Genomic DNA, 24445 nt, shown 5'->3' with positions numbered 1-24445 from the left:
GCGATCGCAAGGCGGCGGAGCGTCCTCATGGGGCATCTGGCAGTGTCCGATAGGTGCCTGGCGGCACCGGGGCTTCGCCAACGCAGCGAGCGTGCGTGGCAGGCGTCGCGGCCCCGGCGAAACTTCTTACACACGGCCTAGTGACGGAGTACGGACCCGACGATGACCAGGATGATCAGGGCGACGAAGGCTGCCGTGACGATTCTGGTTCTGATCCTCGGGTCCACTCCGCCAGTCTAGGTACCAGAGTTCTCGGCTTCTTCGCCGCCTACCGCACTGTCGGCGATCTCGCTACCGTCCGGTCAGCGCCCAGCGTCCGATCCGCTCGTAGCGCTTGAGCGGATCGTCTACCACGTTGAACAGGTCGATCTCGCCGACGAGCCAGCGCGGGGTGCGGAACGCGGCCATCCGGTCCACGTACGGCTGAAGGTCCGGCAGCGCTTCGCCGCCGTTTCCGTGGCTGTGCCCGCCGTTGCCCTGGCTCGGTCCGTGGGCCTGTCCGTGTGCGTGCGTCTTGTGGTTGCCGTTCCCCGAGTCGCGCACCCGGGCCAGGGTGAGGTGTGGGCGGAACGGCCGCTCGTCCACCTTGATGTGGCAGCGCCTGGCGACGCTGTTGACCGACTCGGCGAGTCGGCCGAGCCGGTCGCGGTCGCCCTGCACTCCGGTCCACAGCGTCCGGCCGCCGAAGTGCCCGCCGCCGGCCAGCGCGAGCTCCATCGGCGTGTTGCGCGCCGCGGCCCGGCCGAGTCGTTCCTTCAGATCCTCCAGCCCGTCCTCGGGTACGTCACCGAGGAAAGCGAGCGTGACGTGCCACGTCTCGGGGCGGCACCAGCGCAGCGCCGGGTCGCCGTGCGGGAGCGTGGTCAATGCGGCGCGCAGTTCGAGCACGACGGGGCGCGGCGGGAGCACCGCGACGAACAGCCGCATCAAGACCTCCGGTCCAGGGCCCCGTCACCATCGACGTTGCCGCTCGACCACCAATCATGCCTTTTCGGCCTGGGTTACGCGGTACGCGGCACCACTGCGAGGTGCGGACGACTGGTAACGCTGGCCATAATTCTCCGGTCGGTGCGCCAGGCGAGCGCGTAAGCCGCGCTGACCGCGGAAAGCGCGGTGGCCACGCCGCAAAGCGCCAATGTCCAGCGTACCCCGAGCGATCCGGCCATCCAGCCGACTAGCGGAGACCCGATCGGCGTGCCGCCCATGAATACGAGCAGGTATACGCCCATCACCCGGCCACGCAGCTGTGGCGTCACCGAGGTCTGCATCACCGCGTTGGCCGTAGTCGCCACGGTCAGCCCCGCGGTGCCGGTCAGCAGAAGCAGCAGCGCGAAGGTCGCGAAGTCCGGCATGGCCGCGGAGATTGCCTCCAAGACGCCGAACGCCACCGCGCCGCCGAGTACCAGTCGGATCCGTGCGGTGCCGCGCTGAGCTGCGAGCAGCGCGCCGGTCAACGAACCGACGGCCATGACCGCGGACAGCATTCCGTATGCCGAGGCGCCGGAGTGGAAGATGCGCGTGGTGAACAGCGGCAGCAGCACCGGGAAGTTGAGCCCGAAGGTGCCGAAGATCAGTACGGTGCCCAGCACGGCGAGCAGGTCCGGCCGCGTGCGCAGGTACCGGAAGCCCTCGATCTGCTGACCGCGGCGCCGCTCGATCGGCTTTGCCGGAAGCAGTTCGCGGACGCGGATCGCGGCGAGGCTGCCGACGACCGCGGCGTACGACACGGCGTTGATCAGGAAGACCCAGCCGCTGCCGATCACTTCGGAGCGGAACATGCCGATCATCACACCGGCGATGGCCGGGCCGACGATGCGGGCCAGGTTGAAGTTCGCCGAGTTGAGCGAGACCGCGTTCTGCAGCTGCTCCGGGCCGACCATCTCGACCACGAAGGACTGGCGGGCCGGAGTGTCCAGCGCGGTGACCGCGCCGAGCGCGAGGGCGAACACATAAATCTGCCAGACGGTAACCGCGCCGCTCAGCGTCAACGCGGCGAGTACCGCGGCGAGCAGGCCCATGCTGCTCTGCGTGATCATCAGCATCACGCGCTTGCGGTAGCGGTCGGCCAGGGCGCCGCCCCAGACCGAGAACAACAGGATCGGCAGGAACTGGAGCGCTGTGACCACGCCAAGCGCGATACCGCTGTGGGTCAGCGCCAATACCAGCCAGTCCTGGGCGATGCGCTGCATCCAGGTACCGGTGTTCGAGACGAGTTGTCCGGCGGTGAACAACCGGTAGTTGCGGATGCGTAGAGATCGGAAAGTAGTCGTGACGGCGCTACGCGCGCTCAAGGGCGGCCCCCTAGGTCCAAGCGGTGGTGCAGTGTGCAGTGTGCGATCTGTGGCGTGCGGTGGCGGGCAGGCGAACGGCCCGCCAACCTTGAGCCTACATCATTAGTTACGCTAAGCAGCAAGGACTTATTCCGCCCAGCGCCCCTTACCGGCCGGTAGTCGTAGTCCCACCCTCAGGAAGGCGAAGATTCTCGGCCGCGCCGCTGTCGATTCCGCGGGATGCTGTTCGTCGAAGAGGTGTCGGAGCCAAACAGAGGTGAAAGGACACCGTCATGGCCGAGTACATGATCCTGCTGTTCGACGACGAGACCGCGTGGGCGAGCGCCTCCCCGGAGGAGTACGACCGCATGCTCAAGGCGCACGGCCGCTTCCAGGAGCAGTGCGTCGAACTGGGCGGCAAGATCATCAACAGCAACGCGCTGCAGCCGACCACCACCGCCACATCCGTGCGCGGCGACGTGGTGACCGACGGCCCGTTCGCCGAGACCAAGGAGGTACTCGGCGGCTACTACCTGATCGACGCGGCCGACCTGGACCAGGCGCTGGCGATCGCGAAGCTGGTCCCGGTGCTCAAGGGTGGCGTCGAGGTCCGGCCGATCATGGTCTTCTAGCGCATGGCCGCGGACCGAGCCGCACCAACAGGGGACGGTGGCGTTCCCGAGCCAACGGCGGCCGCCACCGCCGCGGTCCAGTCTGCGGTGGCCGACGCGCACCGTCGCGAGTGGGCGTATGTACTCGCCGCGACGGCGCGCGTCGCCGGGGATCTCGACCTGGCCGAGGAGTGCGTGCAAGACGCGTACCTCGCGGCGCTCGACGCGTGGACGAAGCAGGGCGTGCCGAACAGTCCGGGGGCTTGGCTCACCACCACGGCACGCCGCCGCGCGCTCGACCTCTGCCGCCGCCAACGCACCCTGCGGGACAAGCTTCCGCTGCTCATCGACCCAGAGCCCGTAGTCGAGGACATCGAGTCCTCACTCACTGCGCCCGATCCCTTTACGGCGCTCAACACTCACGCATCGCCGCCATCGCCCCCTCCCGCCAACGCCCCGGACGATCGCCTCCGTCTCATTTTCACCTGTTGCCATCCAGCGCTCGCCGCCGAAGCGCAGATCGCGCTCACCTTGCGCCTGGTGTGCGGTCTGACGACGCATCAGATTGCGCACGCGTTCTTGGTTTCAGAGGCGACCATGGCCGCGCGGGTGACCCGGGCGAAGAAGAAGATTGCCGCGGCGCGCATCCCGTACCGCGTGCCCGAGGCGAGCGAATTGCCCGACCGGCTGCGCGCGGTTTTGGCAGTCATCCACCTCGTATATACGACCGGCCATACTGACCCGACCGGCGCGGACCTGATGCAGCGTGACCTCGCGGCGTGCGCGATCGATCTGGCGCGGATGCTTCGAGCGCTGATGCCCGACGAGCGGGAAGTGCGCGGCCTGCTCGCGCTGCTGCTGCTCACCGACGCCCGCGCGCAGGCGCGGACCGATGCGCAGGGCCGGCTCGTGCTGCTGGAGGAGCAGGATCGCAGGGTGTGGAATCAGGACCAGATCAAGGAAGGCATGAGCCTGATTCCGCAGGCGCTGCGCGGCGGACAACCCGGTAGATACGGGCTCCAAGCCGCGATCGCGGCGCTGCACGCAGAGGCGAGGACGTATCAGGACACAGACTGGCCGCAGATCGTCGACCTCTACGACGTACTGATGCGGGTCTGGCCGTCGCCGGTAGTGGCGCTGAACCGCGCGGCCGCCCGCTCGATGGTCTATGGCGCGCAGGCCGCGCTCGCCGAGATCGCAGAGCTCGAACAGCACGGTGCGGCCAGCGGCGCGGGCCGCGCGGACCGCCCCTTCGCCGGCTACCGCTACCTCCCGGCGGCAAAGGCGGACCTGCTGCGCCGCCTCGGCCGCAACGACGAAGCGATCAGGGAGTACCGAGCGGCCCTCGCGCTGACCGAGGGCGTCGCAGAACGCGAATTCCTGCTGCGCCGCCTGCGCGAACTCGGTGCCGACGGCTGACTCCCACGCCCCACCGGCAATCACGAACAGTGAGCGGGGGGTCACCTGAATGGACCCTTGTGACCCTCTGGCCGCGGTGCTGGCATGGGCACTCAGGACGAGGACAGCGAACCGAAATCAGATCCCCGAAATCAGATCCCAAGGGGGGCCGCCATGGCCTTCGTCATCCGCGTCAACCCGACCCCTGCGATGACCGCCGAAGCGTACGAGCAAGTAGGTATGCGGCTTGAGCAGGCCGGCGCGGGCAACCCGCCCGGGCTCATCTACCACACCTGCTACGGCACACGCGACGACCTGCACGTGTTCGACGTTTGGGACAACCGGGAGGACTTCGACCGGTTCAGCGCGACCATCGTCCCGATCCTGCAGGAGCTCGGATTCAGCTCGGGGCCTCCCGAGATGTACGAACTGCATGACTCCGCCATGGGCAGCGCGGCCAAGAACACCGCGGCTGTGAGCTCCGCGATGCCGGCCAGCCGGATGGGCCTGGACGGCATCCACCGCGCCGCGCACGCCGCGTTCAACGGCCGGGACCTGCACGAGGCGGTCCGCCACTTCCGCCCCGACACGGAGTACACCGACCACGCCCGCGGCCTGACAACCAAAGGCCCGGCGGAGTTCATCGACTGGATGCAAGGCTGGATCGACGCATTCCCCGACGCGACCGTGGAAGAGGCCAGGTACATCGACAGCGGTGACCACTGCGTGGCCACGTTCCAGGGCCGCGGCACGAACAACGGCCCGATGGGCAACCTGCCGCCGACCGGTCACCGCATGGACATCGGCATGTGCGAGGTGCTGCGCTTCGACTCAAGCGGCCGCATCGCCGGCGGCGACATGTACTACGACACGATGAGCATCATGGTCCAGCTGGGCCACATGCAGCCGCCGATGACCGGCTCCGTCTGACCGAGCCGGCGAAGCAAAGACGATAGCGAAAACGTCGGCCTGGGTGGGCGCTGGCACGCCAGCGAAGGCCGACAGGAGGGCCGGGACCGGCCCGGGCGGAACCGACTGCGTCCGCCCGGGCCGATCCCGGCCATTTCTCGTGCCCTGACGGCGCATCAAGGGCAGAAAAACCGAAGCCCCACCCGCCCGGTCCTGGCAAACCGGCGAGCGGTGAGTAGCGAGCACCCGGCAAGCATCCCGCCCGACCTGATCGTCGAACTGTCGCGGGCGAAGGTGAAGCCCGGCGCGCAAGCCGAGGCGGACCGCTGGACGCGCATGTTCAACGGCCGAATCGCGATTGCGTCGCCACGCTAGACCGCGAACAAATGGCGATCGAGATCGCCTTCCGCCTCCAGGCAGACGACACGAGAGCGGCTCCTCGCTTTGCTGCGGGGCGAGGAGCCGCGCGCCGTGTGGCCGCGGAGCGGAGGGCAGGCGGGCGGTCTCCAGTCCCGGCGGAGCCGGGCCAGCCGCAGTCGTCAGCGCAGACGAAGGCGGAGCTTGCGCAGCCGGGGCAGCGCGCGAAGAACCGCATGCAGCGTTCGGACCAGGACACGGCCCGTGAACGAATCAGGATCCTGTGTCCCGCTCAGCGGGACACAGGATCTCGTTGCCTCGCCTACTTCACGTTGAGCGACTGCTGGATCGGGTTGAGCGCGAAGTAGGCCACGAACAGCGCAGCGACGATCCACAGCAGCGGACTGACGTCGCGGATCTTGCCCGCCGCCGCCTTGACCAGCACGAAGGCGATCACGGACGCGCCGATTCCCACCGTGATGCTGTAGGTGAACGCCATCAGGGTGATCGCGAGGAACGCGGGCACGGCGATCGTCCAGTCGTCCCAGGGCACGTCCTTGATCTGAGTCATCATCAGGAAGCCGACCACCACCAGTGCGGGGGCGGCGGCCTGCTGCGGGACGACCGTGGCCAGCGGGGTGAGGAACGAGGTCAGGCCGAGCAGGATTCCGGTGACGATCGAGGCGAGGCCGGTGCGGGCGCCCTCGCCGACGCCGGCCGCCGACTCGACGAACGTCGTGTTGGAGCTGGCCGAGCCGAAGCCGCCCGCCGCCGCCGCGAGGCCGTCGATGAACAGGACTCGGCCGATGTTCGGCACGTTGCCGTCTTCGTCGAGCAGGCCCGCCTCGGAGGTGACGCCGACGATCGTGCCCATCGCGTCGAAGAAGTCGGAGAGGATCAGCGTGAAGATGAACACGACCGCGGTGACCACGCCGGCGTGGACGAAGCCGCCGAACAGCGAGACGTGGCCGATCAGGCCGAAGTCCGGGGTGGAGACCACCGAATGCGGCCAGTTCGGCTGGATCAGGCCCCAGGCCGCCGCCTTGAGGTGCGCCGTGTAGTTGATGATGATCGCAAGAATCGTGGTGCCGACGATGGAGATCAGGATCGCGCCGGGCACCTTTCGCACCAGCAATACGAACGTGACCAGCACGCCGATGCAGAACACCAGGATCGGCCAGCCGGTCAGCTCGCCGTTGTTGCCGAGCTGGACGGGCACCGTGGACTGCGCGGCGTCCGGGATGCGGGTGACGAAGCCCGCGTCCACCAAGCCGATCAGCGCGATGAACAGGCCGATGCCGACGCCGATCGCCTTCTTCATCGGCACCGGGATCGCGTCCATGATCAGCCTGCGCAGGCCGGTGACCACGAGCAGGCAGATGCCGAGTCCTTCGAGCACCACCAGGCCCATCGCGTCCTGCCAGGACATCGTGGGCGCGATGGTGAACGCGACGACGCCGTTGAGGCCGAGGCCCGCGGCGATGGCCAGCGGCAGGTTTCCGCCGATTCCCATGATCAGCGTCATCACACCGGCGACGATCGCCGTGGCCGCGGTGAGCTGCCCGAGGTTGAGCGAGTGGCCGTAGAGGTCCTTGCCGCTGGCCAGGATGATCGGGTTGAGCACCACGATGTAGGCGAGCGCGAAGAAGGTGGCGACCCCGCCGCGCACCTCGCGGGCGACCGAGGTGCCGCGCTCGGTGAGCCGGAAATAGCGGTCCAGCACGTTGCCGGGTGGGGAGCCGGGCGGAGCGTCGAGCGTCGTGGACATCGGCAGCAATCCCTTTGTGTCGTCGAGCAGTCTGGGTCCGTCAAACTGTGGGTGGTCGGCGTGCACGCGTACGGGTTGTGTACGGCCGGGGCCAGGGTTCCATAGGCTGATTACCGTGACTGTTCCCCGTGATCAAGAAATGGCATCGGATCCGCCTCGGAACGGGCATTCCCGGAATGGCGGAATCGGCGATGAAGTAACGCAAGGCGAGGCGTCGGAGGCCACGGACGCGAAGGCTGACAGTGCTGCAGCGGGGCGCGTCGAGATCGAGCCAATGGAGACGAACGACGTACTCATCATCGCGATCGGTACCGCATTGTTCGCGGTGGCTTTCGTCATCCTGCTCGCGTTACGCACTTCGTTGGAGCGCTCGGGTCACGGGCGCTGGCCGTGGATCGCCCTTTCGGGTGTGATCGGCGGACTGCTCGGCCTGGTGTACTGCGTCCGCCGCCAGCAAAGGATCTCAAAAGTCAACGCACAGTAGTCGTCTGATCGCACCCACGTCCATATACTGTGTGGTGTGGAATCACCACGCTCCGCAGCGGGCAGTCCAAGGACGGGCGCCATGATGGCACTGTGCCCAGACTGCGACGGGCAGGGCCGCACCATCGTGACCTTCGGGTTGCTGCGCGGCGCCGGCGTACGGTCGACGCGCGTATTGGAGACGGTGGCTCTGCGCGAATGCGCGGTCTGTAATGGCGTGGGGTGGTATGACCCCACGCATGGGAGATAGCAGGCGGCTAGGGACAGCGCCGAGCCGCTGGTACTCGCGGAGGCTGGCGGACGCAGAAGGCGCCAGCCGTGGGTGGTTCGCGGCCACATTGAGCGTCCGGGCGTGGTGCCTCGGGGAATTGGGCGCGGGCGGATAGGTCGCCGCTTCAATCAGAGTGAATTAGCGCGGAGCGGGTTACGAGTGCCCGAGTTCGGCTTCCTCGTCGGCGAACTCCGCGTCCTCGCCCTGCTCGGCCGTTCCCTCCGCGTGGACCGATCCGGTCGGGTGCAGTTGGACTTGGTCGACCGCGTACTCGTCGACGATCGGCTCGCCGACTTCCGCTGCGTCCGGCACCACGGCGGCCTCCGAATGGCCTCCACAGCCGAAGTCATAACCGACGACACGGCCGTCAGCCGGGGAGTATTCGTTCGCGCAGACACCGAACGCCTGGCTCAGCGCTCCGCCGAGCGAGGTCAGGAAGCCGCAGCTCGCGCAGCTCGCCGGGGCGGCCTGGGCCATCGGGGCGGCCGCGCCGAAGGACTCGCTCCAGCGGTCGGCGGCCAGCTGACGACCCGTCAAGGACAGTACGCGGGCACGGCCCAGCCCGAGTTCGAACGCGATCAGCGGCAGGCTGTCACGCTGCGGCGCGGCCGGGTCGGCGTCGCCGGCCAGGATCGGGGGCGCCTCGCGCAGCGGCTTCGGCTCCGCGTCGTCCGCACCGGTGTAGCCGGGCTCAAGGCGCGCGTCGTCAGCCGCGGTCGGCAGCAGGTCCCCGACGCCGATGTCGCCGGGCTGGATCCGCTCGCTCCACGGCAGCCAGCGCGGGGCCAGAATGGCGCCCTCGCCGGGCAGCAGCACGGTCTCATCGACGGTGACCTGCTTCGAGCGCGAGGCACGCGTCACGGTGACCGCCCAGCGCCAGCCGATATAGCCGCGCTCCTGGGCCGCGAAGTAGTGCGTCACGGTGCGCTCGCCGTCGGCGGTCGCGCCCTGGTGCTCGCCTACCTTGCCGATCCCCGCCACGTCTTCGGCGGCGGCAAAGGCGAGATCGACCGCCTCGGCGCACGCCTGATCCAGCACGGGGGTACGGCTCGGCCGGGTCCTGGTCGTCACGCTCACGAAGTCGATGTTAGTCGTTCCGGGATGCCTCTGGAGGACACGAGACAACTAAGGCGATGACGCGCGAGGATAGGGCGGTGAGTATTGGTAGGCGGAACCCTCGCGGCTATGGGGAGGGGCAGCCGGACGCTGAGGCACCGACCGAGCGTCTGACGCTGCCGGAGCAGGGTGCCGGCGCACAAGACCCGACTATTCAATCCACTGTCTCTGATCAAGCAACAGCGTCCGATCAAGCCACTAGGTCGGAGTCGGTGGGTATAAGGGTTAACAAGCCGCTCATAACGCGTCGACCGGATGAGCGTTGGACGCGCAAAGAGCCGGCTAACGGAACTCCCGAGCGCGGAGAAGGGGCAAGGTCGACGGACGGAGCCAATGACGCGACGCGTGCGGTCGATGCGGCGCTGGCAGCGCAGCTGACCGAACGCATCACGCCCGGTTCCTCGCCTGACGCGACGACAGCCGCGTTCGCCACGCCTGAAGATCCGACTATCGCCACGCCGAGCCTGGATTCCACGCGCGTCGGCTCGCCAGATCCCGAGGACCCAGTTCAGCGCGGCGTGCGCGCGGTCAGGCGCTCGGCAGGGCGCGGTCTAGACGCGGCAGACGCCGTGTACGGACGCATCCAGCGCGTTACCCACGCCGAGGGCGCGGGCGAGTCCGGACTCGCGCAGGTGCTGGAGATGGGCGCGGTCATCGGCGCCGGCGACATCCTGGTCACCCTCGCGCTCGCCAACTCGCTGTTCTTCTCGGTGCAGCCGACCGAAGCGCGCTCGAAGGTCGCGCTTTATCTGCTGATCACCATGGTGCCGTTCACCCTGCTCGCGCCGCTGATCGGACCGCTGCTCGACCGACTGCGCGGCGGTCGGCGCTTCGCGATGGCGGTGACGGCGCTGATCCGCGCGCTGCTGTGTCTGGTGATGGCCAAGACGATCAGCGGCGGCGGACTCGCGCTTTACCCGGCCGCGTTCGGCTGCTTGGCTGCCTCAAAGGCGTACGGCGTCAGCCGGGCCGCGGTCATTCCGCGCGTGCTGCCGCCGGGCACAACGCTGGTACGGGCCAACTCCCGGATCTCCTTGACCGCGCTGGCATCCACGATCATCGCAACGCCGATCGGCCTCGGTCTCGGCGCGATCGGCCCGGCCTGGAGCCTCGGCTTCGCCGCGCTGGTGTTCTTCGTCGGCACGTGGCTGGCCATCCGGCTGCCGAAGATCGTGGACTCGAACGAGGGCGAGCTGAAGGCGCAGCTGCGCAAGCGGGATCGCGGCGCGGACGCCGAATTGGCCGAATCGATGCCCGACCGGCGGCTGCGCTCGGTCGGCCCCTCGGTGGTACTCGCGCTGCGGGCGAACGCGACGCTGCGAGCCTTCTCCGGCTTCCTCAGCCTGTTCATCGCGTTCCTGGTGCGCCGTCAACCGCTCGGCGGCCTGAAGGATCTGACCGCGGTCGGCGTCTTCGCTGCGGCAGTGTTCGTCGGCAGCGCGATCGGTTCGGTGCTCGGCAAGCTGCTGCGAACCCGCGCCCCGGAGACCATCATCACCGCCTCGCTCGCGCTCGCGTCGGTGACCTCGATCATCGCCGCGTTCTTCTACGGCCTGCCGATGGTGCTGATCCTCGGAGCAGTCACCGGCATGGCTCCGTCGTTGGCCAAGCTGTCGCTGGACGCGTTGCTGCAGCGCGACACGCTTGAGCGCGTACGCACGTCCGCGTTTGCGCGGTCGGAGACGCTGCTTCAGCTCGCATGGGTGCTCGGCGGCGCGCTCGGTCTGGCGCTGCCCTCCAACGGCGTGCTCGGCTTGAGCCTCGGCGCAGTCGGTCTAAGCATCATGGCGCTGCTGACGACCAAGGCGCTGTACGACCTGCGCTGGCAGCCCGCGGCATCTCAGGTAGCGTCCTGACGGTGAGTTCCAACCGCGCCAAACGCTGCCTGATCGTTACCGCAGTCGAGGCTGAGCGAGACGCTTTCGATCGCGGCGTCGCTCAGTTGCCCGAGGAGCTACGCACTTCGGTCACGCTGCTGGTCGGCGGCGTGACTGCGGCCGTAGCTGCGGCGAAGACCGCGATTGCCCTGGCCCGCGCGCCGTATGACGTCGTCGTCAGCGCTGGGATTGGAGGCGTTTTTCCGGAATCCGGCCAGCTTGGGGACCTGTTGATCGCGGAGCGGATCATCGCAGCCGACCTTGGCGCGGACGGTCCTGAGGGCTTCCAGTCTGTGGAAGAGCTCGGGTTCGGTACGACGGTCATCGGCGCCTTACCTCTTGACGCGCTCAAGGCGGTTGGCGGACGCGATGCGGTACGCGGGGACCTGCTGACGGTGAGCACCGGTACGGGCACGGCGGAACGCGCGGCCTGGCTGCGTACGCGCTATCCGGGTGCGGTAGGCGAAGCGATGGAGGGTTACGGTGTGGCCGTGGCCGCCGCGCAGTTCGAACTACCGATCGCGGAGGTTCGCGCGGCCTCGAACCTGGTCGGTCCGCGTGACCGCTCGGCCTGGCGGATCGGCGAGGCGCTGAGCACGCTGACGGCCGCGGCGGCGCCGATCGTGGAAGGACTCCTGAGGTGACTGCGAATTCGACGACGGCGGCGACAGGCACGGACAGAGCTACGGATACCGCTGCCGCGGACGCCGCCAAGACGGATACGGAAACGCTGAGCATCGCGTACTCGCCGTGCCCGAATGACACGTTCGTCTTCCACGCCTGGTCGCATGGTCTGATCAAGGGCGCGCCGCCTATCGACGTCACGCACGCCGACATCGACGTGACCAACAACCTGGTTCGTCAGGGCGGCCTTGACGTGATGAAGATCTCGTATGCTGCGTTACCTGAGGCGCTCGCCGAGTACACACTGCTGCCGTGCGGCGGGGCGCTCGGACGTGGCTGCGGACCGCTCGTACTAACCGGTCCCGGCAATGCGGACGGCGAGACCTCCGGCACCGATCTGGCCGGGAAGATCGTGGCGGTGCCGAGTCTCAAATCGACCGCTTACCTGCTGTTTCGGCGTTGGGCGCAGGAACAGGTCACTGGCGGCGTCGACGGCATCGGCGAAATCCGGGTCCTGCCGTTCCACGAGATCATGCCGGCGGTGCGCGACGGACTGGTGGACGCGGGGCTGGTCATCCACGAGGCGCGCTTCACGTACCCGAGCTTCGGCCTGCGTTGCCTGGCCGACCTCGGCGACTGGTGGGAGGGCGTGACCGGCGCGCCGATCCCGCTCGGCGCGATCGTGGCCCGTCGGGCACTCGGTCACGAGCGGATCGCCGAAATCAGCCGGGTCGTGCGGGCAAGCGTGGAGTACGCCTTCGCGCACCCCGAAGCGTCCCGCGACTACGTCATGCAGCAGGCGCAGGAACTCGACCCCGAGGTCGCGAAGGCGCACATCGCGCTTTACGTGAACGAGTTCACCCGCGACCTCGGGCCCGAAGGGTACGCGGCCGTGCGTCGGCTGCTCGGCGACACGCTGCCTGACGGCACGGTGTTGGAACTCGCCTAACGCTTCGGCGCTGTGCGTTGGAGGTGTGCTGAAGCTGGAGCCGGTCTCCTACGCGTCCAGTTGATCGGCGACGGCGCGCAGCAGCTTGGCCACCTTCTGGGCCGCGTCCCGGTCCGGGTACTTGCCGCGGCGCAGCGTGTTCGAGGTGTGGTCGAGCACCTTGATCACGTCCTCGACGATGACGACGAGTTCGTCAGCCGGTTTGCGGGTCGCGGCGGCGACGGACGGCCGGGTGTCGAGCAGGTGCAGGTTCAGGGCGCTCTCACCGCGGCGCCCCTCGGCTACGCCGAACTCCACCCGCTGGCCCGGCTTGAGCGCGGTCGTCCCGGCGGGCAGAGCCGAGGAGTGGACGTGGACATCGCCGCCGTCATCGCGCGTGATGAATCCGTAACCCTTTTCGGCGTTGTACCACTTCACCTTGCCGGTTGGCACGGGACTACCTCATCCGTCTTGTCGTCGCTGGAGTGCTTGCAGAGCCCGCGCCACGCGCGGTCGGCCGGGTAACGCGGTTCCGATTCGCGTCACCCTGATGAGTTAAGGCTAGCTGGCGATCAACCGACGGTCACCATCGTTACCCGCGCACGTTACCGAAGGCGCCGCTTCTCGTTCGGACCAACGTGACAGGCCGTCCGACCGTTCCCGGCTAGAGTTAGGCGACCCTAAGTAACTATCCATCATGGGGCGGTCGCGCGGTGTCATTCAAGACCGGGTTACCCACCTCCGGCCGCTCCGAAGCGGGGTCGTGCGAAGCGGCGCCAGCCAAATCGACGCTATCCGAAACCGCTGGCTGCGCGGCGATCTGCCGGCAGCTGGCCGAGCCGCTAATCGGCACGGCGCCGACGGCCGCCGTGGGGTGGCTGCTCATCGAGCATCCGGGACCATGGCCGGCATTCGGCCTGCCTCCGGACATTCCCGCCCCGCTCGCCCGGTTCGCCAACCAAGCCCTCGAACACGGAGTGCGCACACAGTTGATCCGGCGGCCGGATCGGATGGGGCGTCAGGTCGGCGCCGGCACGCCGATCGTCATGGTCGGCGGCGGCCCCCCTGGCCGCAAGTGGCTTGAGCAGCGCGCCCTGACGGATCCTCACCTGCTAAGTGGCCTGGACCCGTCGCGGATCGCTCACTCGCAACCGCTGGGCTTCGGCGTTCCGGTAGACGCCGCATTGCTGGTCTGCACGCACGGCCGGCGGGAGGTGTGTTGCGCGAGATTCGGCAGGCCGGTGGCGCGGGCGCTCGCCGCGCACTTCGGACCGGTGGTGTGGGAGACGACGCACGTGGGCGGCGACCGCTTCGCCGCGAACCTCGTCGTGCTGCCAACCGGCGCCTACTACGGAAGGCTCGATCCTGGTAGCGCGGTAACCGTCGCGGAGATGGCCTTGGAAGATCGGATAGCGCTTGACCAGTTCCGCGGATGCGCAGGGCTTCCTGCTGCGGTTCAGGCGGCCGAGTGCCTCTTAAGGCGTGCACTCGGCGCGGTAGCGGCAAGCGCCGTGCGTTACATCGATCAGCGTGATGATGACGACGATGACGATCACTATGCGCACGCCTTGGCAGCCGCAGCTGATGGGAAGTCAGCCCGCGCCGCGTACCGCGTTCACCGCGTGCGGTTCGACGTCAATGGCCAGGGGACGCACACGGTCACACTCGCGCGCCAGGACACGACCTGCCCCCGCCTCACCTCGTGCGGCACAGGCACCGTCGAGACGCCGACCGGCTACCGACTGCTCGGAATCGCCGGACCCTTGGCGGACCCGGCCGGCAGACGCGAAGCGGTCAGAATTGCCGGGTGATACCCCGGGCTAGTCGCCAGCCCAGGAACAGCGCCGCCAGCAGCGCGGCGATCCTCGGCAGCGTGCCGAAGAAGGAAGCCGCGCCGGATAGCAGGTCCGAGGTGTTCACCGCCGTCCCGCCCCAGAAACCGTGCTGGTGTAGCCAGAACCCGAACGCGTAGACCAGCCCGGTCGCCACCGGGACGCCCACGACGAGGGCCCACTTCTCCACGGCGGTGAAGTACCGCGATGTACAGGCGATCAGCCCGGCGATCAGCAGCACGACCCACTGTCCGAGCACCGCGCCGACCAGGAACACCGCGATCGCGAGCGCCTCCCACGGACGCGCCTTCGGGCCTTGCAGCCACGCCACGCGCACCCGCGTCATCATCGGGGAGTACTGGGCGCTCGGGTCGCCCATCTCGCCGAAGTCCGGTAGGACCATCGTCATGGTCGTCGCCGTCTCGGGGGCGGATTTCGGCACCGAGACGGCAGCGAGGGCGCCGACCGTCTCGACCGAGTGATCAGGCGCGAACGGATCCGGATCGAGGCACAGCTCCGGGCCCGCACTGGCGCGGGCGCCGGTCGCCACCGGGACGCCGGGGCCGGTCGAGGACTGCGGGGTCAGCAACTCGGCCAGGTCATCCGTGATCGGCACCTGCGGGCCGGCCGTGGCGCGGGCGAGCCGCGCGCTGAGCCGGGCCTGGTAGTCGGGATCGCGTTGCACCTCGCTGTCCACGAGGGTCACCGGGTCGCCGATCCGGCGCAGTATGGCGTCCAGGGTGGCCAGGTCGAGGCCGCGGCGCGCACGTTCTTGCTCAATGCTGTTGCGTAGGGATTCGACGAGCCTGGTGCGGGCGGCGGGAGACAGCTTGCCGGAAGCCTCGTTCGCCACCTCGCTCAGATACCCGAACAGCCGCTGTTCGGGCTGGATCTTCGCGCTCTTGGTCGCTGCCCCGCGCAATTCGGCCTCTCTCCGGTCTCGGTTCCCGGGCCTTGCGGCCCTGCGTGCTTGCGGTCCTGAGCTCTCGGTCCTGGTATATATTCCCAGCCTAGACGGACGGTGCACCGGCGCGTGTAGCGCGCCCCGGGGCGCCTACGCGCATACGGCCCCAGCCCCGCGCCCCCTGTTCGCCGCTTCGAACGCCCCTATGGAAGGCTGGCGGCATGGCAAAAGCGCTGCTCGAAGTCATCGCCCTGGACGCGACGGACGCGCGATCGGCCGTGGACGGCGGCGCTGACCGGCTCGAACTTGTGAGCTCCATGCAGTTCTCCGGATTCAATCCTTCCCTCGAGGCGTTCGGCTCGATCCGGTCTGCGGTAAACGTTCCGTTACGTGTCATGATCCGTTTACGTGACGGTTTCCTTACCGGCGGTTCGGGCGCTGTGAGCGCGCTGGCGACTTCGGTCAAGCAGCTGCGCGAGGCGGGTGCGGACGAGTTCGTGATGGGCTGGCTGGACGCGAATGGCGCGGTGGACGTGGCGGCGCTGGAAACCGTGCTGGACGCGCTCGGGGGCGCGCCGTGGACCTTCCACAAGGCGATCGACAAGGCGGCGGACCGGGACGCGGTGTACGCGGCGATCCGCGGCCTGCCCGGCCTCGACACAGTGCTGACTTCAGGGGGCCCGTTCCCCGCCGCGCAGGGCCTTGAGACCCTGGCGGCGGAGGCCGCCCGTGAAGCCGCGACGCCGAACGGCCTGAAGCTGCTGGTCGGCGGCGGGCTGAAGCTGGCTGACGTTCCGTCGCTGCGCGCAGTGGGCCTGACCGGCTTCCACATTGGTACGGCCGCGCGCTTCTCCGGGGATTGGAACGGGCCGCTGGACGCGGACCTGGTCAGGACCTGGCGCGAGGCGTTGGACGCACCGCTGAGCGACGCGGCTGCGTAATCGGGAGGTGCGTGATCGGGAGCTGCGTGATCGCCCCTAGCGGTCGGCGAGCTGGGTCGGAAGCGGCCGAGCGTGCAGCACGGTCAGTACGCTGACGGCCCGGGTCAGCACGACGTACAGGCGGCGCAGGCCTAGGACTTCGGCGTATTCGGCCTCGACGATGTCAGCCGGTTCGGTGACGATCACCTGGTCGTACTCGAGGCCCTTCGCGAGGCTTGCCGGCACGAGTGAGATCCGAGGCGTCGCATGGTCCTGCTCTAGCGCGAGCTCGTCGGCGCTCGACTCAGCACCGTTGGACGCATCCTCGTCCGCGCTGTCGCTCTGCGCCGCGTCATCATCGCCTCCGAGCACCATGTGCTCGATTCCGTTCTCCCGCAAGGTTTTCGCGAGCACGTCGATCGAGCCGTCCGCCGCGATGATGCCGATCGAGCCCTCACGGTCCAGAGCGCTCGCGGCAGCCGCTACCAGAGCCGTGGGCACGTCGCTGACGCTCAGCAGATCGAGCGCGCCCGCCGCCTGCCGCACCGAGGTCGGCGGCGCCAGCTGCGGCGCGGCATAGGGCAGCAGGCGAGCCGCGTACTCGATCACTTGGCGCGGCACGCGAAACCCTTGCGTCAGCTCCTCACGCACCGCCTCCGGCTTGCCGAGATGCAGCAGCGTTTCCTCCCACGACCCGGCGGCCCATGCGGTCGTCGCCTGCGCCACGTCGCCGAGTACGGTCGCCGAACCGGTCGCGCAGCGGCGGCCGACTGCCCGGCATTGCATCGGGGAGAGGTCCTGCGCCTCGTCGAGCACGACGTGCGCCAGCGAATGAATCCGGTCCAGCTGGTCTGCGAGTTCGTCGAGCAGGACGGCGTCGGCCGGGCTCCAGCGGGCGGCGGCGGGCGTGCGCGGCACCTTGACGGCTGGCCCTTCCCAGCAGATCAGTGCCTGTTCTTCGACGCTGAGCAGGCCGTCCGACGCCTCGGCGAGCCGTTGCGCCGAGGAGAGCAGCCCGAACAGCAGCTTGATCGGATCAACCGCCGGCCAGAGTTGATCGACGAGCTGCTTGACCGGCCGGGAGCGGGCCACCGCGTCCTGCAGGCGGTCGTCCGGGGACTCCCCCGCCGCCTCCATCTGGCTCAGCACGGCGTGTGCGATCCGCTGCGCCAGCATCGCCCGGCCTGCGGCGTAGCGGATGTTGCGCTCGCGAATCGCGTCGATGTGCTCCTGGAGCTGGTACGCCGGGACGCGCCACTTGCGCACTCCGCGCGGCACCACCAGCGCCTCGGCCGGCGCGGACAAGCTCGACCACAGCGCGCGATGCAAGACCTCTGCCATGCGCGCGTCGCCCTTCACCCGGGCCGCCTCGGCGCTGTCCGCGCCACGCACGGCGAATCGCTGCGCAATACTCTTAGATACGAGCTCTTCGACCGTGGCCTGCGCTACGTCGACCTCGCCGAGCGCGGGGAGCACCTGCTCGATGTACTTGAGGAACTGCCGGTTAGGTCCGACGACGAGGGCGCCGCCGCGTTTCAGCCGTTCGCGGTGCGTGTAGAGGAGGAAAGCGACTCTGTGCAGGCCGACCGCGGTCTTTCCGGTGCCCGGCGCACCCTGTACGCATACTGACTCACCAAGGTCGGCGCGGACGATCTCGTCCTGCTCCGGCTGGATGGTGGCCACGATGTCGCGCATCGGGCCGACGCGCGGCCGCTCGATCTCCGCGGTCAGGATCCTGCTTTCCGAGGAGGCCGCCGCGGCGCTGTCCGGCTCACTGCCGAGCGGCTCGTCTTCGTACGCGGTCAACTCTCCGGCGGAGAAGCCGAAGCGGCGGCGCAGGCCCAGCCCGTACGGATCCTTGGCGCTGGCCCGGTAGAAGGCGACCGATACCGGGGCTCGCCAATCGATGACCATCGGGTCGCCTGCCGCGTCATGTACGTGGCGCCGACCCACGTAGTAGTGCTCGCCCCGGTACTCGCTCAGCAGGTCCGGGGAATAGTCCAGTCGGCCGAAGAACAACGGCACGTCCGGGTGATCGAGCAGCGCGGCCGCGCGGGCCTGTAGCGCGAGGTTGAGCACCCCGGTGGACCAAGCGGTTCCGCCCTGAGCCTTCAGCGACAGGGTCTCCTCCCGCATGGCGCGCAGCGCGGCCCGGGAGGCTGCTAGATGTGCGCGTTCCGCGCGGATGACCGGATCGTCGATCGACGGCACGGGTGCAGGTGGCACAGTGGCTCCAAGTAGTTACACAGGTCAGCACAAGGAAATGTGTATTCACCGGAGCGCAGAGGTCTCGGCGCGGTGATGTTGGCGCGCCGTACATGTGCTGGGAAGGGGAAAAATATACCGGGCGCAGCGCGCGAGTCCAAACGATATTTTGTCATGGCCGGAAGACCGGTTGAGTCATTACCTGCGCCCATACCCACGGAGTCTCAATGACTAAGTCAAGCGGTCTGTGTGGCCGGGGCGTGGGGGGTGAAGCATCGGTTGTCGCGCAGCAGTGCCCACAGGACGCTGATTCGTCTGCGGGCGAGGGCGATGACGGCTTGGACGTGTTTGAGGCCTTCGGCTCGCTTTTTGAGATAGAAGTCGCGGTTGGGTCCGTCGCGGATGATGCTGGTCTGCGCGGAGAGGTAGAAGGCGCGGCGCAGTGCCCGGTTGTAGCGCTTGGGCCGGTGCAGGTTGCCGGTGCGCCGGCCGGAGTCGCGCGGGACCGGCACCAGCCCGGCCGCGGAGGCCAGGTGCCCGTCGTCGGTGTAGGAGGCGAAGTCGCCGGCGGCGGCCAGGAGCTCGGCGCCGAGGATCGGGCCGATCCCGGGCATCGACTCGATGATCGCGGCTTGGGGGTGGGTGCGGAAGGCGGCCGTGACCTGTTTGTCGATCCGGCCGATGCGCTCGTCCAGAGCGAGCAGCTGCGTGGCGAGATCCGCGACGATCTCGGCGGCGACCTGCTGACCGGGCAGCGTGGTGTGCTGAGCGCGGGCCGCGTGCACAGCGGTGGCCGCGACCTGTTCGGCGCCGCGGACGTTGCGTTTGGCCAGCCAGCGCTCCAGGCGCGCTTGTCCGACTCGACGCAGCGCGGCCGGGGTCTGGTAGCCGGTCAGCAGCACCAGGGCACCGCGCTGGCTGGAGTAGTCGAAGGCGCGTTCCAGGGCCGGGAAGATCCCGGTGAGCGTGTCGCGCAGCCGGTTGATCATCCGTACCCGGTCGGCCACCAGGTCCTTGCGATGGCCGACGAGCACAGCGAGGTCGGCGGCCAGCTGCGCGGGCACGTCGATCGCGGTGAAGTCCCGGCGCTGGCGGGCGCTCTCGGCGATCACGTAGGCGTCGCGCTCGTCGGTCTTGGCCTCGCCGCGATACGCCCCGGACATCCGGTTCACGGTGCGCCCGGGCACGTACACCGCCTGCTGGCCGTGCGCGGCGAGCAGCGCCAGCAGCAGCGCGCAGGAAGTCCCCGAGATGTCCACCGCCCAGTGCACCGTCCGCGCCATCGGCAGGATCAGCCCGAGGGCGTCGAGGATCGCACTCTCGTCGTTCTCAACCTTCCGCGACCAGCGGCGGCCGCCCGTCCCGTCGACCACGGTGATCCAGTGGTGGCCCTTGCCCGCGTCGATCCCCGCCCACAGCTCGGGCGCGGGCTCGTGCTCCCGCACGCGTCCCTCCGATCCAGTCCCGTTCATATCAAGGCCCGAGGAACACCCCGCCGTCGTCTCCGTAAACAGCGACCAGATCGCAGATCTCAATCAGCAGCCAGGGCGCCCCGGAGAACCGGGCGGCCACTCCCACGAAGCCACAGAAGGCAAGGAATCATCAGCCACACCCGGCCCTCCCGGACCGGACAACACCTTACGGAGGAACCATGTCGGTGACCGCGATCGTCGGCGGCCGGATCGTGCCGGTCGACGGCGAATCGATCGAGAGCGGGACCCTGCTGATCGAGGACGGCAGGATCAGCGCGCTCGGCGGCGCGGAAGTGGCGGTGCCGGTGGGCGCCGAGGTCGTGGACGCGACCGGCAAGTGGGTGCTGCCCGGTTTCATCGAAGCGCACGGCCACCTCGGCGTGCACGAGGAAGGCGAGGGCTGGGCGGGCAACGATACCAATGAGATGACCGACCCGGTGACCGCGCACGTGCGCGCCCTCGACGCGATCAACCCGCAGGAGCAGGGCTGGCGTGACGCGATCATCGGCGGCGTGCTCGCGGTCAACGTCAACCCCGGGTCGGGCAATCCGATCGGCGGACAGACGGTCGCGCTCAAGTGCTGGGGCGGCACCGTCGACGAGCGGGTGCTGCGTGAGCCGGCCGGAATCAAGTCAGCGCTCGGCGAGAACCCGAAGCGGGTGTACGGCGACAAGAAGCAGACCCCTTCGACGCGGCTCGGCACCGCGGCGGTGATCCGCGGCGCGTTCGTCGAGGCGCAGAACTATCTGGCCAAGATCGAGGCCGAGGCGGCCAAGCCGGCCGAGGAACGCAAGCCGGTGGAGCGCAACCTCAAGCTGGAGGCGATCGGCCGGGTGCTGCGGCGGGAGATCCCGTGGCGCCAGCACGTGCACCGGGCCGACGACATCGCCACGGCGCTGCGCATCGCCGACGAATTCGGGTACGAACTCGTCATCGACCATGGCACCGAGGCGCACCTGGTCGCCGACCGGCTGGCGGAGCGCGGCGTTCCGGTGATCATCGGACCCTTATTCACCTCGCGTTCCAAGGTCGAGTTGCGCAACCGGTCGCTGGCGAATCCGGGCCGCCTGGCCCGCGCCGGTGTCACCATCGCGATCACCACGGACCACCCGGTCGTGCCGATCAACTTCCTGGTGCACCAGGCCACGCTCGCGGTGAAGGAGGGCCTTGATCGGGAAACGGCGCTGCGGGCGCTGACCATCAACCCGGCGCGCATCCTCGGCATCGAGGACCGGCTCGGCTCGCTCGCCGTGGGCAAGGACGCGGACCTGTGCATCTGGTCCGGCGATCCGCTGGATGTGATGCAGCGCGTCGAGCGGGCGTTCATTGACGGACGCGAGATCTACGCGTACGACTACGCGGAAGCCGAGGGTGTGTTCGTTCGCCCTTGACACACCCGCGAGTGGCAGGCAGTGTGCAACGCGCGCTCATGTCAGCTTTGATTGAAGACGCGCCTCCAAGCGGCTTCGACACCACAGGCGGGCTTGGCGTCACGGCGATGCGGTGCCGTGACCCGGCTGTGTCGGATCTGCTTGCAGGCGGCGGCGAACCGGTCCAGCGGCGGATCGGCGAGCCCTGACTCGGGCGCTCACCGCGCTGTCGACGACGGTGCGGAAAATTCCGCCTGTCACCACGAGGTCAACGATGACACGACCATCCGGAAGGCGGTCGGCTGCGCTCGCGTCAGCCACCGCCTTCGCCGTTTTCGCGGCCGGGGGCGCTGCCTACGCGGGAACGGCCGCCCCGGCCACCGCCACGACCGCCTCGGGCACGCCTTCATCGAACACCGCCGCCGGAGCGCCCGGTGCGCCCTCCTACTTCGACCTGGCGCGCAAGGACTGCCTCGGCACCGCGCGCAACACCACGTCAAAGGTCTGGTACACGGTCGCGGGCGGGGTGCTTTCCGACGTGTACGAGCCGACGATCGACAACACGAACATCAGTACTCTGCAATACGTCGTGACCGATGGCTCGTCCTTCACGGACCTGCAAACCCGCGACATGTCGTACACCGTGCAGTCGGACGAGACCGGCATGGTGTGCACGGTCACCTCGACCGACGCCAAGCATGGCTACCAGCTGACCACCACGTACCTCACCGACCCGCAGCGCGACAGCGTCCTGATGAACACGCGGCTCGCGCGGATCGCGGGGAGCAGCACGAACGTGAGCAGGCTGCACGTGTTCGCTCGCGTCGACGCGCACGTCAACGGCAACGGAGGCGGCGGCACCGACAACGCGGGCGCGGACACCGGCGTCGTGGACGCGAGCAGCGGCGTGCCAGTGGTCTACGACACCGCCACGGAAAGCCAGGCCGCGAACCGCACGTACGCGGTGCCCACCTTCATGGCGCTGACTGCAAGCTCGCTCGGCGCGGCTTCGGTTGGCTACGCGGGCACTGCGAGCGACGGCCTGACGCAGCTCGACTCGACGCACGCCCTCTCCGCTGCCTCCTTCGCGCCGAACGGCCATATCGTCGCCACCGAAGAGGTCACACCGCGGCACGCGACCTTCGGACACGGCCGGGACTTCACTCTCTCCCTTGGCTTCGGCCGCACCCAGGCCGACGCGGTGAATACGGCCTCGAGGTCGCTGCGTGCCCCCTTTGGCGCCGTGCTGGCCGCGTACACCGACTCGTGGCGCGACTACGACAGCTCGCTCAAGCCCGCGCCGCGATCCGTGTCAGGGATCGACGAGTCCACGATTCGCAAGACCTACTGGCTCGATGCCAACGTGCTCAAGGCCAGCGAGGACAAGACATTCCCCGGCGCGGTCGTCGCTTCCCTGGCCTCTCCCTGGGGCCAAGCGGTGAACGCGGGCGCCTCGGTGAACGGCAAGGCGGTCTACTTCGGCTCGTACCGCGAGGTGTTCGCGCGTGACCTGTACGAGGCGTTTACCGGTCTGCTCGCGGACGGCGACTTGGCCACGGCGCGTGCCGCGACCCGCTTCCTGCTGACCAAGCAGCAGCGGCCGAACGGTGAGCTGCCACGCAACTCGCTCGTCAACGGCCAGGCCGCGCCGGACACCGGCGGCGACCAGCTCGACGAGACCGCTTACCCGATCCTGATGGCATACCTGTCCGGACTTGGCGGCGACGCGACGCTATGGTCGCAGCACATCAAGCCGGCCGCGGACTTCCTGGTCTCGCACGGACCGTCCTTCGGCGTGGAGCGCTGGGAGGAGCAGTCGTGGTACTCGGTCTCGACGATCGCCGCCGAGATCGCGGGTCTGACCGCCGCCTCGGCGATCGCGAAGCGGCACGGCGACGCCGCCGACGCGGCCCTCTACCAGGCCACCGCGGACGACTTCCAGCGCAACATCAAAAACTGGACAGTCACCTCCACCGGCCAGGACAGTTCGAACCCGTACTTCATCCGTCTCTCCAAGAACGGCGATCCGAACGCCGCGACCACCTACAACCTCGGCAACGGCGGCCCGACGCTGGACCAGCGCTCGGTGATCGACGGCGGGTTCCAGGAACTGGTGCGCCTCGGCGAGCTGTCGCCGGCCGACTCGACGTTCCGCAACTCGCTTTCGGTGCTGGACAAGCAGATCTCGGTCACCACGCCGACCGGCACGGGCTACTACCGCTACGGCAATGCGGCGAGCGCGGGCAGTGCGGACGGCTACGGCGACTGCTCGACGGTCGACAGTCAGACCTCGTGCACAGTCAACGGCGAGCCCTGGCCGACCACGGACGTCGGTACCGGGCACTTGTGGCCCGTGCTCTCCGGAGAGCGGGCCGAATCAGACCTCGCCGAAGGCAATGCGCCCGGCGCGTCCGCACTGCTCTCCTTCATGATCAAATCAGCCTCCGGAGTCGGCCTCGTTCCCGAGCAGGTCTGGGAAGACCCGAACCTGCCCGCGGCCGCGTTCGGCAGCGACCCGACCACCGCGTCGATCGGCTTCGACAACGGCCACCCCGCGGGTTCCGCGTCACCGCTGACCTGGGCTCAGGCGCAGGAACTACGGCTGATCGTGGACCTTGGCACGCGCCAGACCGTCGATCGGCCGCAGATCACGACCGACCGGTACGTGACGCACGGTGCGCCCGGCGCGATCCCGGTCACGATCAGCGCCCCGGTCTCCGGAGCCACGATCGAGGGCGGCAGCACGACGGTGACCGGTACGACCGCTCCCGGCGCGTCGGTCGTCATCGCATCCGATGACACGGACACTGGCACCGCCTCGGCCACGGCGACTACGACCGCTGACTCGTCCGGCGCTTTCTCCGCGTCCGTGGCTATCGGCTTCGGCACGGACATCATCACGGTCGCGGCCACGACGAAGGCCAGCGCCACCGGATACGCGCAAACGGCCGTGGTCGGCGATGTGGTCGGCGGCACGACGGTGCTCGACCTCACCGACCCGACCGGCGACGACAACGGGCCGGGCACGTATCAGTACCCGACCTCGTCGTCGTTTAGCGCGGGTTCGTTCGACCTGACCCGCTTCCAGGTGATCACCGCGAACGGCACGGTCTACCTGCGCACCACACTG

The 24445-nt window shown here is 68.7% G+C and carries 20 protein-coding genes; 12 read left to right on the top strand and 8 right to left on the bottom strand.

What is annotated here, in order from left to right:
- Positions 1 to 291: 291 nt before the first annotated feature.
- Both thpR and VN779_RS15995 read right to left on the bottom strand, forming a co-directional pair.
- Positions 292 to 927, bottom strand: coding sequence for an RNA 2',3'-cyclic phosphodiesterase (gene thpR / locus VN779_RS16000; protein WP_325724024.1), 636 nt, complete (start codon positions 925 to 927; stop codon positions 292 to 294).
- Positions 928 to 1001: 74 nt separating this feature from the next.
- Complete coding sequence (locus VN779_RS15995; RefSeq protein WP_325724022.1) at positions 1002 to 2291, bottom strand: MFS transporter; 1290 nt, start codon at positions 2289 to 2291, stop codon at positions 1002 to 1004.
- 272 nt (positions 2292 to 2563) lie between these two features.
- Here VN779_RS15995 and VN779_RS15990 point away from each other — a divergent pair, with 272 nt between their 5' ends.
- From VN779_RS15990 to VN779_RS15975, 4 genes are all read left to right on the top strand, one after another.
- Entirely contained in the window at positions 2564 to 2902 is a 339-nt protein-coding gene (locus VN779_RS15990) for a YciI family protein (RefSeq protein ID WP_325724020.1), read from the top strand.
- A 3-nt stretch (positions 2903 to 2905) separates the two neighbouring features.
- Positions 2906 to 4300 (top strand): RNA polymerase sigma factor, encoded by a 1395-nt coding sequence (locus VN779_RS15985; protein ID WP_325724018.1) that lies wholly within the window; start codon positions 2906 to 2908, stop codon positions 4298 to 4300.
- A 153-nt stretch (positions 4301 to 4453) separates the two neighbouring features.
- On the top strand, positions 4454 to 5209 hold the full coding sequence (locus VN779_RS15980) for an ester cyclase (protein ID WP_325724016.1): 756 nt from the start codon (positions 4454 to 4456) through the stop codon (positions 5207 to 5209).
- Between the two features lie 210 nt (positions 5210 to 5419).
- Positions 5420 to 5563, top strand: coding sequence for a hypothetical protein (locus VN779_RS15975; protein ID WP_325724014.1), 144 nt, complete (start codon positions 5420 to 5422; stop codon positions 5561 to 5563).
- A gap of 304 nt (positions 5564 to 5867) precedes the next feature.
- On the opposite strand, the gene VN779_RS15970 is transcribed toward VN779_RS15975, so the two are convergent.
- Positions 5868 to 7313: an NCS2 family permease gene (locus VN779_RS15970; RefSeq protein WP_325724012.1), complete on the bottom strand. Its 1446-nt coding sequence runs from the start codon at positions 7311 to 7313 to the stop codon at positions 5868 to 5870.
- A gap of 115 nt (positions 7314 to 7428) precedes the next feature.
- Here VN779_RS15970 and VN779_RS15965 point away from each other — a divergent pair, with 115 nt between their 5' ends.
- Positions 7429 to 7797 (top strand): DUF2530 domain-containing protein, encoded by a 369-nt coding sequence (locus tag VN779_RS15965; RefSeq protein ID WP_325724010.1) that lies wholly within the window; start codon positions 7429 to 7431, stop codon positions 7795 to 7797.
- A gap of 423 nt (positions 7798 to 8220) precedes the next feature.
- On the opposite strand, the gene VN779_RS15960 is transcribed toward VN779_RS15965, so the two are convergent.
- Positions 8221 to 9138, bottom strand: a complete 918-nt coding sequence (locus VN779_RS15960) for a DUF3027 domain-containing protein (protein ID WP_349260820.1) — start codon at positions 9136 to 9138, stop codon at positions 8221 to 8223.
- Between the two features lie 614 nt (positions 9139 to 9752).
- Here VN779_RS15960 and VN779_RS15955 point away from each other — a divergent pair.
- From VN779_RS15955 to VN779_RS15945, 3 genes are all read left to right on the top strand, one after another.
- The gene (locus VN779_RS15955) at positions 9753 to 11039 is read left to right on the top strand and encodes an MFS transporter (RefSeq protein ID WP_325724008.1); all 1287 of its coding nucleotides are present in this window, start codon (positions 9753 to 9755) and stop codon (positions 11037 to 11039) included.
- Positions 11040 to 11041: 2 nt separating this feature from the next.
- A complete protein-coding gene (locus tag VN779_RS15950; protein WP_325724004.1) occupies positions 11042 to 11704 on the top strand; it encodes a futalosine hydrolase in 663 nt (220 codons plus the stop codon).
- Between the two features lie 86 nt (positions 11705 to 11790).
- Entirely contained in the window at positions 11791 to 12633 is an 843-nt protein-coding gene (locus tag VN779_RS15945) for a 1,4-dihydroxy-6-naphthoate synthase (RefSeq protein WP_349260819.1), read from the top strand.
- 48 nt (positions 12634 to 12681) lie between these two features.
- Here VN779_RS15945 and VN779_RS26500 read toward each other — a convergent pair whose 3' ends face one another.
- Complete coding sequence (locus tag VN779_RS26500) at positions 12682 to 13065, bottom strand: cold-shock protein (protein ID WP_349260818.1); 384 nt, start codon at positions 13063 to 13065, stop codon at positions 12682 to 12684.
- 260 nt (positions 13066 to 13325) lie between these two features.
- On the opposite strand from VN779_RS26500, the gene VN779_RS15935 reads away from it, so the two are divergent.
- Positions 13326 to 14423 carry a sucrase ferredoxin gene (locus VN779_RS15935; RefSeq protein ID WP_325724000.1) on the top strand — a complete coding sequence of 366 codons (1098 nt, stop codon included), beginning with the start codon at positions 13326 to 13328 and terminating at the stop codon, positions 14421 to 14423.
- Here the strand turns inward: VN779_RS15935 and VN779_RS15930 are convergent.
- Positions 14407 to 15366 carry a hypothetical protein gene (locus VN779_RS15930; protein ID WP_325723998.1) on the bottom strand — a complete coding sequence of 320 codons (960 nt, stop codon included), beginning with the start codon at positions 15364 to 15366 and terminating at the stop codon, positions 14407 to 14409. The two genes, VN779_RS15935 and VN779_RS15930, sit on opposite strands and share 17 nt — an antisense overlap.
- Positions 15367 to 15569: 203 nt before the next feature.
- Between VN779_RS15930 and VN779_RS15925 the strand changes: the two genes are divergently transcribed.
- Positions 15570 to 16289 carry a copper homeostasis protein CutC gene (locus VN779_RS15925; protein ID WP_325723996.1) on the top strand — a complete coding sequence of 240 codons (720 nt, stop codon included), beginning with the start codon at positions 15570 to 15572 and terminating at the stop codon, positions 16287 to 16289.
- Between the two features lie 36 nt (positions 16290 to 16325).
- On the opposite strand, the gene VN779_RS15920 is transcribed toward VN779_RS15925, so the two are convergent.
- Positions 16326 to 18494 carry an AAA family ATPase gene (locus tag VN779_RS15920; RefSeq protein ID WP_325723994.1) on the bottom strand — a complete coding sequence of 723 codons (2169 nt, stop codon included), beginning with the start codon at positions 18492 to 18494 and terminating at the stop codon, positions 16326 to 16328.
- A gap of 215 nt (positions 18495 to 18709) precedes the next feature.
- Positions 18710 to 19891 (bottom strand): IS110 family transposase, encoded by a 1182-nt coding sequence (locus VN779_RS15915; RefSeq protein WP_414639682.1) that lies wholly within the window; start codon positions 19889 to 19891, stop codon positions 18710 to 18712.
- 233 nt (positions 19892 to 20124) lie between these two features.
- On the opposite strand from VN779_RS15915, the gene VN779_RS15910 reads away from it, so the two are divergent.
- Positions 20125 to 21336, top strand: coding sequence for an amidohydrolase (locus tag VN779_RS15910; protein WP_325723991.1), 1212 nt, complete (start codon positions 20125 to 20127; stop codon positions 21334 to 21336).
- Positions 21337 to 21589: 253 nt separating this feature from the next.
- Positions 21590 to 24445: glycoside hydrolase family 15 protein (locus VN779_RS15905; protein WP_325723989.1), on the top strand; the 2856-nt coding region annotated here is incomplete at its 3' end.

The sequence above is a fragment of the Actinocrinis sp. genome (assembly GCF_035605935.1).
In the GTDB taxonomy this organism is placed as follows: Bacteria; Actinomycetota; Actinomycetes; order Streptomycetales; family Catenulisporaceae; genus Actinocrinis.
This window is presented reverse-complemented; position numbering and strand designations above follow the sequence as displayed.

Coding starts and splice junctions, on each gene's coding strand:
- thpR (WP_325724024.1), bottom strand. CDS start 927: ATGCGGCTGTTCGTCGCGGTGCTCCCGCCGCGCCCCGTCGTGCTCGAA.
- VN779_RS15990 (WP_325724020.1), top strand. CDS start 2,564: ATGGCCGAGTACATGATCCTGCTGTTCGACGACGAGACCGCGTGGGCG.
- VN779_RS15985 (WP_325724018.1), top strand. CDS start 2,906: ATGGCCGCGGACCGAGCCGCACCAACAGGGGACGGTGGCGTTCCCGAG.
- VN779_RS15980 (WP_325724016.1), top strand. CDS start 4,454: ATGGCCTTCGTCATCCGCGTCAACCCGACCCCTGCGATGACCGCCGAA.
- VN779_RS15970 (WP_325724012.1), bottom strand. CDS start 7,313: ATGTCCACGACGCTCGACGCTCCGCCCGGCTCCCCACCCGGCAACGTG.
- VN779_RS15925 (WP_325723996.1), top strand. CDS start 15,570: ATGGCAAAAGCGCTGCTCGAAGTCATCGCCCTGGACGCGACGGACGCG.
- VN779_RS15910 (WP_325723991.1), top strand. CDS start 20,125: ATGTCGGTGACCGCGATCGTCGGCGGCCGGATCGTGCCGGTCGACGGC.